The sequence below is a fragment of the Dietzia sp. IN118 genome, from assembly GCF_032905965.1.
Taxonomy (GTDB): Bacteria; Actinomycetota; Actinomycetes; order Mycobacteriales; family Mycobacteriaceae; genus Dietzia; species Dietzia kunjamensis.
In genome coordinates this window covers 1,291,041-1,302,575 of record NZ_JAUMSR010000001.1, presented here as the reverse complement: position 1 = coordinate 1,302,575, position 11,535 = coordinate 1,291,041, and the positions used below count along the sequence as shown (strand labels likewise).

11 protein-coding genes and 1 pseudogene are annotated in these 11,535 nt (G+C 72.2%); 6 read left to right on the top strand and 6 right to left on the bottom strand.

What is annotated here, in order from left to right; translation table 11 throughout:
- Nucleotides 1–25 precede the first annotated feature (25 nt).
- The 4 genes from Q2K20_RS06375 to Q2K20_RS06360 all read right to left on the bottom strand — a co-directional run bounded on the left by Q2K20_RS06375 (nucleotide 26) and on the right by Q2K20_RS06360 (nucleotide 4,321).
- Nucleotides 26–1,387, bottom strand: coding sequence for a cryptochrome/photolyase family protein (locus Q2K20_RS06375; RefSeq protein ID WP_200841542.1), 1,362 nt, complete (start codon nucleotides 1,385–1,387; stop codon nucleotides 26–28).
- A 99-nt stretch (nucleotides 1,388–1,486) separates the two neighbouring features.
- Nucleotides 1,487–2,524, bottom strand: a complete 1,038-nt coding sequence (locus Q2K20_RS06370; protein WP_269500964.1) for an LLM class oxidoreductase — start codon at nucleotides 2,522–2,524, stop codon at nucleotides 1,487–1,489.
- A 244-nt stretch (nucleotides 2,525–2,768) separates the two neighbouring features.
- Entirely contained in the window at nucleotides 2,769–3,389 is a 621-nt protein-coding gene (locus Q2K20_RS06365; RefSeq protein WP_067718525.1) for a hypothetical protein, read from the bottom strand.
- Between the two features lie 14 nt (nucleotides 3,390–3,403).
- Nucleotides 3,404–4,321 (bottom strand): endonuclease/exonuclease/phosphatase family protein, encoded by a 918-nt coding sequence (locus tag Q2K20_RS06360; RefSeq protein WP_067718528.1) that lies wholly within the window; start codon nucleotides 4,319–4,321, stop codon nucleotides 3,404–3,406.
- 110 nt (nucleotides 4,322–4,431) lie between these two features.
- Here Q2K20_RS06360 and Q2K20_RS06355 point away from each other — a divergent pair, with 110 nt between their 5' ends.
- Both Q2K20_RS06355 and Q2K20_RS06350 read left to right on the top strand, forming a co-directional pair.
- The gene (locus tag Q2K20_RS06355; protein WP_156523619.1) at nucleotides 4,432–4,608 is read left to right on the top strand and encodes a hypothetical protein; all 177 of its coding nucleotides are present in this window, start codon (nucleotides 4,432–4,434) and stop codon (nucleotides 4,606–4,608) included.
- A pseudogene (locus Q2K20_RS06350) lies at nucleotides 4,605–5,487 on the top strand (pseudouridine synthase). The gene Q2K20_RS06355 and the pseudogene Q2K20_RS06350 overlap by 4 nt, the downstream one beginning before the upstream one ends.
- A 91-nt stretch (nucleotides 5,488–5,578) precedes the next feature.
- Here the strand turns inward: Q2K20_RS06350 and Q2K20_RS06345 are convergent.
- Together Q2K20_RS06345 and Q2K20_RS06340 are read right to left on the bottom strand one after the other, a co-directional pair.
- A complete protein-coding gene (locus Q2K20_RS06345; RefSeq protein WP_067718532.1) occupies nucleotides 5,579–6,106 on the bottom strand; it encodes a DinB family protein in 528 nt (175 codons plus the stop codon).
- A 58-nt stretch (nucleotides 6,107–6,164) separates the two neighbouring features.
- Nucleotides 6,165–6,941, bottom strand: a complete 777-nt coding sequence (locus tag Q2K20_RS06340) for an isocitrate lyase/PEP mutase family protein (RefSeq protein ID WP_259870867.1) — start codon at nucleotides 6,939–6,941, stop codon at nucleotides 6,165–6,167.
- Between the two features lie 118 nt (nucleotides 6,942–7,059).
- Here Q2K20_RS06340 and Q2K20_RS06335 point away from each other — a divergent pair, with 118 nt between their 5' ends.
- The 4 genes from Q2K20_RS06335 (at nucleotide 7,060) to Q2K20_RS06320 (ending at nucleotide 11,316) form a co-directional block, all read left to right on the top strand.
- Nucleotides 7,060–7,266, top strand: a complete 207-nt coding sequence (locus Q2K20_RS06335; RefSeq protein ID WP_007629964.1) for a dodecin — start codon at nucleotides 7,060–7,062, stop codon at nucleotides 7,264–7,266.
- 121 nt (nucleotides 7,267–7,387) lie between these two features.
- Nucleotides 7,388–7,816, top strand: coding sequence for a hypothetical protein (locus Q2K20_RS06330; RefSeq protein ID WP_067718538.1), 429 nt, complete (start codon nucleotides 7,388–7,390; stop codon nucleotides 7,814–7,816).
- 87 nt (nucleotides 7,817–7,903) lie between these two features.
- On the top strand, nucleotides 7,904–9,496 hold the full coding sequence (locus Q2K20_RS06325) for an ABC transporter transmembrane domain-containing protein (RefSeq protein ID WP_096905204.1): 1,593 nt from the start codon (nucleotides 7,904–7,906) through the stop codon (nucleotides 9,494–9,496).
- A complete protein-coding gene (locus Q2K20_RS06320) occupies nucleotides 9,493–11,316 on the top strand; it encodes an ABC transporter ATP-binding protein (protein WP_317176756.1) in 1,824 nt (607 codons plus the stop codon). The genes Q2K20_RS06325 and Q2K20_RS06320 overlap by 4 nt, the downstream gene beginning before the upstream one ends.
- Nucleotides 11,317–11,535 lie beyond the last annotated feature (219 nt).

The following is an 11,535-nucleotide window of genomic DNA, read 5'->3' as shown; positions in this document are numbered from 1 at the left end:
GACGGCCGGCGGCCCCACGGCCCGGTCAGCGATCGGCGTCCCTGGCCAGGTCGTACCGACGTAGGGCCTCGCGGCGTTCCTCGGCGTGGTCGACGATCGGCGACGGGTAGCCACCGTCGTAGCCGCCCGGGGCGCGCCACGGCTCGTGGGCGGCGGCCCCGGACAGGTGAGCGAGTTCGGGCACCCATCGCCGGACGTACTCCCCGTCGGGGTCGAATCTCCGCCCCTGAGTCACCGGGTTGAACACCCGGAAGTACGGGGAGGCGTCGGTTCCCGTGCCGGCCACCCACTGCCACCCGTGGTTGTTGGAGGCGAGATCACCGTCGACGAGGTGGTCGAGGAAGTGCCGCGCCCCGACCGGCCACCAGACGTGGAGGTCCTTGACGAGGAAACTGGCCGTGACCATCCGCACCCGGTTGTGCATCCACCCTTCGGCGAGTAGTTGCCGCATCCCGGCGTCGACGAACGGGTACCCGGTCCGGCCCTGCCGCCACGCCTCGACGAGGTCCTCCACCCCGGGGCCGTGGTCGTAGGGCATGCCCGCGAGCGGGTCGCGCAGGTCGCGCCACGCGGATCGTGGCCGGTGCCACAGGACGTCGGCGTAGAACTCACGCCATGCGAGTTCGGTGACGAAGCGGCGGGCTCCCTCCCCGCCCGCGGCCGGGTGGTCGGCGAGTTCGGCCAGGATCGTGCGTGGGTGGATCTCCCCGTACTTCAGGTACGCGGACAACCGACTGGTGGTGTCGAGGTCCGGTCGGTCCCGCTGCTCGTCGTATGCCTGGAGATCGTCGTGGAGGAACTCCCGCCACCGGGTGAGAGCCGCGGCCTCCCCCGCTGCTGCGGTCCCGCCCGCTCGTGCCGGGACCTCAGGTGGGCCTTCCCCGGACGCGGTGGTCCACGGGATGTGGTCGGGCCGCTCGCCGGGCGGGGGCCACCCGTGCTCGTGCCAGGCGCGGGAGAACGGTGTGAAGACCTTGTACGGCTCCCCGCTGCCGCTCAGGACCCGGCCCGGACCGACGGCGTAGGGAGACCCGGTGGTCACCAGTTCGCGACCGTCGGCGTCGAGTGCGGCGCGTACGCGGTCGTCGCGACATCGTCCGTAGGGGGTGGATTCCCGGCTGATGTGGACGCGGCCGGCGCCGACCTCGCGGGCGAGCCCCGCGATCACCTCGGCGGGGTCTCCGGTCCGCACGACCAGTGCACCGCCCGTGTCCCCCGAGAGCGCGGCGAGGGAGGCCGCCAACCGCCCCGCCCGTACACCGGCCCGCCGCAGCAGCGCGGGGTCCCGGACGAAGACCGGCAGGACCTCGTCCCCGGAGGCGACGGCCTCGAGGAGGGCGGGGTGATCGGTCAGCCGCAGATCACGTCGGAACCACAGGATCGAGATCCCCACAGGGCCTCCCTCGTCGACGGGCACGACCGCCCCCGGGGCGGCGGGCGGCGCAGTGATCTCCCGAGTGTGGCAGACCCGGGCCGGGGATCCCGTTCAGTCGAGCGCGGGGAAACGGGGCACGACGTACTCGGCCAACTCGGCGATCACCTCGAGGACCGGTCGGCGGCAGGCCCCCAGCCCCAGCTGTACGTGGTTGACACCGATCCCCCGCAGGTCCTCCAGGTGGTCGACCAGTCGCCGACGACCGATCCGGAAACCGAAGTCGATCGGGGAGGCGGTCTCGTCGGGGTTCTCCGCCAGGTCGATGCGGAGCGACTGTGCGAAGGGTTTGAACACCTCGCCGTCGTTCCCACCGCCCTCGTTCCCACCACCGCCGTCGCTCCCGGCTCCCCCGGCCGCGGCGACCACCATCTCCCGCCACTGCTCGACCGTGCGCCGCTGGACGTCGAAGTCCCGCGGGTAGGTCATCCACCCGTCGCCGTGGGCGGCGAGGTACGCCACGCTCTGCTGACACGAGCCGATCATGATCGTCGGCACCGACGCGGCGCTGGGCTTGGGCACCACGTCCGCGCTGTGCATCCATCCGCCGGACCACCGGATCCCGCGCATCTCGGTGGTCAGGGCGTGCGTCATCACGCGGAGGTTCTCGCGGAACCGCTCACCGCGCTCGCCCTGCTCGAGGCCGAACGCGCGGAACTCCTCGGGCCTGTCGCCGGACGCCAATCCCAGCAGGAACCGTCCGCCCGACAGCCGGTCGACGCTGGACGCGGACTTGGCCACGTGCAGTGGGTGCCGCACCGGCAGGACGATGCCCGCGGTGCCCAGCGCGATCCGCGAGGTGTGGGCGGCGATGTGGGTGAGGTAGATCCACGGGTCGTAGGCCTGACCGACGTCGCCGAAGGACGGCACGCGCAGCGGGATGTCACGGACGTAGAGGGCGGCGAAACCGCCGGCTTCGGCGGCCCGTGCGAGGCGCACCTGGGCCGCCGGGTCGTGGACGTCGTCGCTGTCGGTCCGGCTCCGCATCGGGAACCCGAGGCCGACCGTGAGTCGGCCGGGCGCGTAGGTGCGCCGGAACCCCGGCAGGGCGCGGGGGTCACCGTCGGAGCGGGTGCACGGCGAGGAGGTCATGGCTTCCACCTTGGCACGGGCGGCACGGCGGGCCGAACGCCCACGGTCACCCGGTGCCGCCACGCCGGGCGACACCGCCTGCCGGCCCGGCCGCGGAGCCCTCCTCGACCGAACTCGTCTCCCTCTTCCGGATCGCGATGGTGGTGTGGGCCGCGCCTCGAGCCTGCGCGGGTACGGCGACGACGACGAGGCCGGCTCTCGTCGCGAACGGCGCAGCTCGCTCCGGGGACGGGCGGGCCGAGATCTACCTGTGCCGGTAGGCGGGCGCCGGCCGGGCGGGCGGCGTGGCCGCGGGGAGCAGCAGCTCTGGGCCACGGGCCATGAGCACGCCGGCGAGCAGCGCGCCGAGTCCGCCCGCCGCCAAGTCCCCGACGGTGTCCTCGTAGGTCACGTAGATCTCGTCTGCGAGGTAGGCGTAGCCGAACCACTCGACCATCTCCCACATCGCGCCCAGCGCGAGCCCGAACGCCGTGGTGAGCACGACCGCGCCGGTGACGGTGAACCCGCGGGCACCCGGCGCCCGCACGATCCCGCGGTGCGCACAGAACACGTACGCCACCACAGACAGGGCGCCGGCCAGGAAGAAGTGGATCGGGATGTCCCACCACCAGACGGTTCGGTAGAGGTCCACGACGTTGCTCCACGCCGCCACGAGCAGCGTGGCCGACACGGTGACGTCCGCCCACGCGCGCATGCCGAGGAACCGGGGCAGCATGAGTCCGGGTAGGGCGAAGGCCACGATGGCGGCGTCCGTCACCCCGTGGAACAGCAGGGCCGAGACCACGCTAAGGACGCCGAGCAGGCGCAGGGCGTCCGCCACCGTCTGGAATGCGCTCCCGGCGGGGCGCAGGAAGTTGTCGATCACGTCCGTCGGGCTCCTCACTGTCCTCGCGTCTCGTCTCGCCGCCCATTGTGCTCCTCATCGCCCGGGCCGGCCGGGTGCACCACAGCGTGCACCGGCAGATGGTCCGAGGGCCACCCGCCCTCGTGGCGGAGCGGATTGATCGCGGCGTCGGTGACCGAGAGATCGGGAGTGGTGAGGATCCAGTCGATCCGGGCGCCGTCCCGTCGCGGGCGCCGGTAGTCGGCGTAGGTGCCCCACTGCTCGCTGTGCCGGGCGCGGGCGACCCGCCAACTGTCCACCAGTACCCCGTCCGAGAGGAGTGCGCGCACGGCCGGGCTCGACGGGCCCGCGTTGAAGTCGCCCGTCACGACGGCCGGCAGGCCCCGTGCGGCCACCACCTCCAGGAGGGCACGGGCGGAGCGCAGCCGGGACCGGCCGGACAGCGGGTCGAGGTGTGTGTTGACCACCAGCAGGTCGTGACCGGTGACCCGGTCGCGAAGGTGCACCTCGACCATCACCCGGGGGAACAGGTTGCCCCAGGACACCGACCCGGCACGGTGAGGCGTGTCCGACAGGGCGGACTGTTCCCAGCCCAGCAGCTCGAGACGGGTCGCGTCGAAGAAGATCGGACACGCCTCTCCCCCGCCGTCCGCCGAGCGGCCACGACCGACGTGGTCGTAGCCCGGGCCGAGGGCCTCGAGCACGGTGGCGAATTGTCGGGCGGCCACCTCCTGCGCGCACAGAACGGTCGGTCGCTCGGATGTGAGAAGCGCCCGCACGCGCGGCGCCCGGTGATGCCACCGGTCCGCCGGCCGGGTGAGCGCAGCGGGCACCGGCCGCCGGATGTTCCACGTCATGACGTGCAGGCCGGGCGCGGGCACCGGGCCGACCAGCGGCGGGTCCCCCGCCGACGGCTCGGCGGCGGGGTCCGACCCGGCCTCGCGCTGCGCCATCTCCCCACCCCACACCGTTCTCGCCTCTGCATCGCTCCTGCCGGGCGACCTCCACCCTATTCGGCGCGCGGCCCGCTGCGGACCGGTCGCAACCGTGACACGATCCTCCCGTGGATCAACACACGCCGGTCGGACAGCAGTGCGTGGAGTGTCTGCCGGCCGCGCGGGTGTTCTTCTCCGCGGTCGTCCGCCGCGCCGGGGTCGGGTCCGAGCACACCATGTACGTCCCGAGCCGTCTCGACAACGACTTCCTGCCGGCGCGGGCGGTCACCGGACAGGACGTGTGACCGTGCCCGCACCGCCGCCTCTACCGGTCCGGGACGGCGTCAGCCCCACCCGCCTGAGAGTCCCCGCCGCCGGCCCGTGGGCGGGCATCGCCGACTACATCGAGACGAGGTTCGACCACCTCGACCCGGGCGAGCTGCGGCGCCGGATCCCCGCCGGGGAGATCGTCGGCGCCGACGGCCGGGCGATCGACCACCACACTCCGCTGGGCACCCACGAGTTCGTCTGGTACCACCGCGACCTGCCCGACGAGACCGTCCTGCCCTACCGGGAGGAGATCCTGTACCGGGACGACCACCTCGTCGTCGTCGACAAACCGCACTTCCTCCCCACCACCCCGTCCGGCCACTTCCTGCGCGAGACCGCACTGGTCCGGCTACGCACCCGCTTGGGCAACGACGACATCACGCCGATCCACCGCCTCGACCGCGAGACCGCCGGGGTGGTCATGTTCTCCGTCCGCGCCGACACCCGCGGCGCCACCCGTGACCCACCGCGAGCACATCCGGTCGCGGCGCGGCGAGCTGCGCGTCACCCTCCACCCCGAGCTACCGCCCAATTCCGAGACCCTCGTCGACGTGCTCGCGACCGGACTCAGCGCCTCCGGGCGGCCCGTCGTCCACACGCTTCTCACGCCCCGCACGGGGCGGCTCCACCAACTGCGCGTGCACCTCGCCGCGCTGGGGATCCCCATCCTCGGCGACCGGCGCTACCCCGACCTGCTGCCCGAGGCCCCCGACGACCCCGACCTGCCGCTGCAACTCCTCGCCCGCGAGCTCGGGTTCACCGACCCAGTCACCGGCGAGCCCCGACGGTTCGCCACGCGCCGGACCCTCACACACGCCCCCGTCAGAGACGCCGCTGGAACGTCAGGTGCGTGACGCCGCTGGGCGACGGCGTGGGCGCCGACCACGGGCCAGTCGGCGAGCCCGCCCGCGAGGCCCCGGGGCGGAAAACAGGGACCGCGCGTTCTCACCCGTCGACGTCACCCAGATGGTGTTCGACGTCGTGCACGATGTACTGGCACAGAGAGGCGATGGTGAAGACGTAGCCGTCGCCGCGTCGACCGGTCCTGTCCCGGTCCGCGGGGCCGACGCGGTCGAGAACCTTCAGCGTCCGAGCGGTGGTGGCGTCGAGTCGGCGGGCGAGATCGTCCGGGTCGCTGCGCCAGTACCCGTGCTCGACGACCGCCGCCTCGCCGTCGAAATCGTCGTAGGTCGGCTCGGCTCGGTCGAGCATCGCCGCTATGCGGTCCCCCAGGACTTCGATGAGGTCACGGCAGTGGCCCGCGTACTCCAGCGGCGACCACACCCGCGGCGACGGTCGCCGCTCGACCCCGGTCCGCCGGAGGACGGCGAGCCACCGGTCGCGGGCGGAAGCCAGTCGGTCGCTCGTGAAAGCCGGGTCGTGAGGCCGGTATCCACAGTCGTCACAGCCAGACTCGAGAACGGTCGTCCAGTCTTTCGTGTCCGGCAGCGAGGGTTCGGGAGGGGTGTCCATGCCTCCACCGTCTCACCCTGGCACCGGGCCCGCGGCCTGATCGGCCCGGTCGGCGACGTCAGCCGTTCTCCGGGAGCCAGTCGGCGAACCGGTGGGTGGAGGCCTCGGCGAGCCACATCTGCCAGAGCGGGCCGAAGGACACCCGGCGCACACCGAGTTTCTTCAGGGCCGCCAGGTCGCCGGCGCCGTGTCCCCTCACCGGATGGGCGGTCGCGTTGACGGGGATCGTCACCGCCTGCACGAGACGCGTCAGCTGATCGGCGGTCGTCACGCCCACCGGGTACACCGATCGCGCTCCGGCATCTTCCATGAGCGCGATACGGGCCTCGGCTTCCGCCACCGGGTCCGGGAAGACGTCCGTTCCCAGCTTGACGGCATCGGTGCGTCCGTTGATGACGAAGGGGACCCCGGCGTCATCAGCCGCGCGGCGAGCGGCGGCGATGTAGTCAGCGTGCTCCTGACGGTCCCGGACGCGTTTGCCCTCGCGGTGCACGACGTCCTCGATGTTCGCGCCGACGGCCCCGGCCTCGAGCAGGCGGGTGATCAACTCGGCGGGGTCGAGACCGTAGCCCGACTCGACGTCCGCGCTGACGGGAACGGACACCGCGTCCGTGATCCGCTTGACCACGTGCAGGTACTCGGAGAAGTCCATCTTCTCCCCGTCCGCGCTGCCGATCGCGTCGGCGACGGGGTGGCTGCCCACCGTCAGTCCCTTGAAGCCGGCATCGGCGGCGACCCGGGCGCTCCAGGTGTCCCACACGGTCGGCAGGACCGTCAGCTCACCCGATTCGTGGAGCTCGGCCAGCGTAGTTGCTCGTGCACGGACGTCGGGCATCTCGATCCTCCTCTGGAACGGGAACTTTCGCCTCCCGACCCTACGCCGGTGGCCGAGCGCGCGGACCACCGTAGAGTGACCCGTATCACACATCGCCGCGCGCACTCCGGAGGTCACCATGAACCACGTCTACAGCGTCACCGAGATCGTCGGCTCCTCGCCGGACGGAACGGACCAGGCCATCGCCAACGCGGTCGCGGAAGCGTCGAAGACCTTGCGGAACCTCGAGTGGTTCGAGGTCCAGTCCGTCCGCGGCAAGCTCGACGGCGGGGCGGTCGCCCACTGGCAGGTGACCATCAAGGTGGGGTTCCGGCACGAGTCCTGACCAGACGCGTCCGGCCACCTCCGGGTTCCCGCGGATCCCTTTATCCACAGGGCGTTCCGGCGGCTCCACAGAACGCGCCGCGGGGCTGTCGCCGGCGCTCGGGAGCGCCGAGACTCGGGGCATGAGATTCGAGGACCTCCCCGACAACTGGAACACGCTCCCGCTCGACGACGCCCCGCTCGCCGCCGGCGTGATCGACCTCGTCCTCGGTCACCACGACCGCGGCCGGAACACGATGCTCATCCTCCCGTGCGACGAACACGACGTCGGCCTTGCCGCCCCCATCCTCATCAGCGACGTGGACTGGCTGTGCACATCGCACGAGCGCCGCGACGCGATGGCCGTCCTGCCAGCCATCGCGTCGCCCGGATTCGTCGTCGGCCTGTCCGCCAGGCGCCGCCTCCCCGACGAAGTGGTGCGGGGCTGGCTGCGAACGATCGAGGACGAGCTGGATGCGACGGGGCAGGCGCTCCTGGCGCTGGGGGTGGCGGACGTGGACACCGTGGAGATCGTCGGCGGCCGCGCCGCGCGCAACGGCAGCCGCGCGTGAGTGGGCGGCACGCGGCCCGGTGAGCCGCCTCTGACCACCGCTCGCGGATGACAGGAACCCGGCGTCCCGCCGCTACCATCGACCCTCGTGCCCGACAACTCGCAGACCCCGGGAACGGGCAGCATCGTCGACTACTCGGCGCTTCCCGGGCCCGGGGGCCGCCGGTCGAAGCTGCCCGCCGTCGACTCACCGCGGTGGACCCTCAAAGTGGCGTTGTCCCAGCGTCCGTGGAGCTTCATCGCCTCCGGCGGCATGGCCGTGGGATTTCTCTGCAACGGGCTCACCCCCGTCGTCGTGGGCCGTGCAGTCGACGACGCGATCGCCACCGGCCGTCTGAACCGGCTCTGGTTATGGATCGGCGTGCTCGCCTGCGTGTTCCTGGTGGCGATGGTCGCCAACTGGACCGCACGCTTCATGTTGGTCCGCAGTCAGCAACTCGTCAGCCACGACCTGCGCACCGCGGTCACCGACCGCATCCAGGACCCGCGCGGGTTCGCGGGCCGGGAACGCACCGCGGGCGGCCTGCTGTCCATCGCCTCGTCGGACACCACGCGCGTCGGGGACATCGTCATGATGACCGTGATGCCCGTCGCCGAGGCGGCGGCCATCACGTACGGCGCGGCGATGATGTTCACGATCAACCCGTGGCTGAGCCTGGCCACCCTGGTCGGCGGCCCGGTGTTGGTCATCGTCGCGCTCCGGGTGGCACGGCCGCTGCAGCGCCGGTCGGTGGCGCGCCAGCAGGCCATCGCCCAGGCCGCCGCCACCGCGACCGACGTGGTGCAGGGGCTGCGGATCCTCAAGGGGCTGGGCGCCATCGTCACCGTCCGGAGGCGCTACGACGAGGTGTCGGACGACGCCTACCGCAAGACCGTTCACGCCGACGCGGCCGAGGCACGGCTCAACGGCGCCACCGAGGCGACCGGAGCCGTCTTCGTGTCCACGCTCGGGATCGCGGCGGGCGCGTTGGCGCTCGCCGGGCACGTCACCATCGGCGAGCTGATCACGGTGGTCGGCCTCACCCAGTTCCTCGTGGTCCCCATGACCATGTTCGGCCGCAACATCGCCTCCCGCTGGGCGTCGGCGGAGGCGTCCGGCCGACGGATACGCGAGGTGCTCGGCGCGGATTTCGAGCGTATCTCGGAGGCCGACGCCGCCACCACGGAGCGGTTCATCCGCGCCCTTCCGTCAGGCCTGACGGTCGTCGACGGCACCGACGCCGAGCTGATCCGCCTCCTCGAGTCACTGCCCCGCACGCGGGTGGCGGTCGTGCCCCACGCCGCCGACCTGTTCGACGGCAGCGTGGCGGACAACGTCCACCCCGATCGCGCGGCGGCGGAACACGCCCTGCGGGTCGCCTGCTGCGACGACATCCCCGACGGCCCCGACAAGCGGGTCGGTGAGAGCGGGCGGATGCTCTCGGGCGGTCAGCGGCAGCGCGTCGCCCTCGCGCGTGCCGTCGCGCTCGCCCCGGAGGTACTCGTACTGCAGGACCCCACCACCGCTGTGGACTCGGTGACCGAACAGAACCTCGCGGACAACATCGCCCGTGAGCGGATCGGGAAGACCACGATCGTCTTCAGCCCGGCCCCGGCGTGGAACGCCGTCGCGGACGCGCGGCTGACCGCACGGCGACTGCGCGAGACCGCGGAGGGTCTGCTCGTGGGGGCCGAGGGATGACGACGACGAGTTCGACACCACCCCTGAAGACCGACACCGCCCTGAGGTTTCCGGTCGCCTCCGCGGGCCAGGTCCGTCGCGAGGTGGCCAGGCAGCTCTCCCGGGTCCGCCACGCCGGGCGGTGGCTGGCGCTGGCGTTGATCCTGCTGAGCCTCGGGGCGACCGCGGGTGTGCTCATCCCCCAGCTGATGGGTCGGATCGTGGACCTGGTCACCGGTGAACGCGGGGGGTCGCTGTGGCAGATCGGCGGACTGCTGTTGGCGGCGGCGGTCGGCGGCGCGGCGCTCAGCGCATCCGGCTTCTACCTGGTGGCCCGGCTGTCCGAGCGGGTGATCGCCAACCTGCGGCAGGACATGGTCGGCACCGCACTCGGACTGCCCACCCACCGGGTGGAGGACGCGGGCTCCGGCGACCTCGTCAGCCGGTCCACCGATGACGTGGCCGAACTGTCCTCGGCGGTCACCGAGACCGTCCCGACGCTGTCCACCTCGGCCCTGACGGTCGTGGCGACAGTGATCGCGCTGTTCGCCCTGGACTGGCAGTTCCTCGTCGTCCCCCTCGTCGTCGCGCCCGTCTACTACCTCGCCGCGCGTCGTTACCTCGCCAAGGCCCCGGACCGCTACGCCGCGGAGCGCGCGGCAATGGCCGAGCGGGCGCGACGGGTCCTCGAGGCCATCCGTGGCCGGGCGACCGTACGCGCCTTCTCGCTCGAAGACCGGATGCACACCCGGATCGGCAACGCCTCCTGGGACGTGGTGCGCAAGGGCATCCGAGCGCGCACGACGATGCTCGTGCTCAACGTCTGGATGCTGGTGGGCGAGTTCCTCATGCTCGCGATCGCTCTCACGGTGGGCTACCGCCTCGTCGCCACCGGCTCCCTCACCGTGGGCGCGGTGACCGGGGCGGTGCTCATGATCATCCGCCTGCGGGGTCCGCTCATGACCTTCATGCGCATCCTGGACGTGGTCCAGTCGGGCTACGCGTCGCTGTCCCGGATCGTCGGCGTGGTCGTGGACCCGCCCGTACCGGTGCCCGACAGCGGTGTCGAGCCGCCGCAGGGCCGGGTCGACCTGCGCGATGTGAGCTTCAGCTACGGCGACTCGTGGGCGGTGCGCGACATCAGCCTCTCCATCGAACCGGGTCGGACCGTCGCGATCGTCGGTGCGTCGGGCGCCGGCAAGACTACGGTCGCCGCTCTGCTGGCGGGCCTCCTGGTGCCGGATGCCGGCGAGGTGCTCGTCGACGGTTACCCGGTGTCATCGCTGTCCGATCGGGAGCGCATCGCTCGTCTGGCCACGGTCAGCCAGGAGGTCCACGTGTTCTCGGGGACCCTGCGCCACGACCTCACCCTGGCCCGGCCCAAGGCCACCGACGACGAGCTGCTCGACGCGCTGCGCCGGGTCAACGCCTCCGCGTGGTTCGAGCGCCTGCCGGAGGGGCTCGACACGATCGTCGGGGCGCGCGGGCTCCAGCTGGATCCGGTCGCCGCGCAGCAGCTGGCCCTGGCCCGCGTCCTCCTGCTCGATCCGGCCGTCATCGTCATGGACGAGGCCACGGCCGAGGCCGGCTCGGCGGGCGCGGAGGCGTTGGAGCGCGCAGCCGACGAGGTCATCCGCGACAGGTCCTCCCTCGTGATCGCCCACCGGCTCGATCAGGCCTCTCGCGCGGACATCATCCTCGTGATGGACTCCGGACGGATCGTCGAGCGCGGCACCCACGACGACCTGGTCGCTCACGGCGGGATCTACCACCGACTGTGGGCCGCATGGTCCGCCGGCCGGCGGGCGACGGCCGTGGACAGCACTCCGGGCCCGGCCTAGAACGGGCCCGACCGGGGTGAGCGACGTCGGGAAACCCGGCGAGCGAGCGCGAGTTGGACCACACTGCAGGGGAGGCCGTCCCCGACTCCCGGTCCGTACGCGCGGAACGGGGCGCCCATCGGCCCGCCCGGGCTCCGACACCGTCGGTCCGACCTGGGGGATGATGGTGGGCGGCCAGATGGCGCAGTTCCACAAGAACACGATCAGCCCGAAACGAGA

Bases quoted from the DNA above. Each gene is read 5' to 3' on its own strand.
- Q2K20_RS06370 (WP_269500964.1), bottom strand. From the start codon at position 2,524: ATGACCTCCTCGCCGTGCACCCGCTCCGACGGTGACCCCCGCGCCCTG.
- Q2K20_RS06360 (WP_067718528.1), bottom strand. From the start codon at position 4,321: ATGGCGCAGCGCGAGGCCGGGTCGGACCCCGCCGCCGAGCCGTCGGCG.
- Q2K20_RS06345 (WP_067718532.1), bottom strand. From the start codon at position 6,106: ATGGACACCCCTCCCGAACCCTCGCTGCCGGACACGAAAGACTGGACG.
- Q2K20_RS06340 (WP_259870867.1), bottom strand. From the start codon at position 6,941: ATGCCCGACGTCCGTGCACGAGCAACTACGCTGGCCGAGCTCCACGAA.
- Q2K20_RS06335 (WP_007629964.1), top strand. From the start codon at position 7,060: ATGAACCACGTCTACAGCGTCACCGAGATCGTCGGCTCCTCGCCGGAC.
- Q2K20_RS06330 (WP_067718538.1), top strand. From the start codon at position 7,388: ATGAGATTCGAGGACCTCCCCGACAACTGGAACACGCTCCCGCTCGAC.
- Q2K20_RS06320 (WP_317176756.1), top strand. From the start codon at position 9,493: ATGACGACGACGAGTTCGACACCACCCCTGAAGACCGACACCGCCCTG.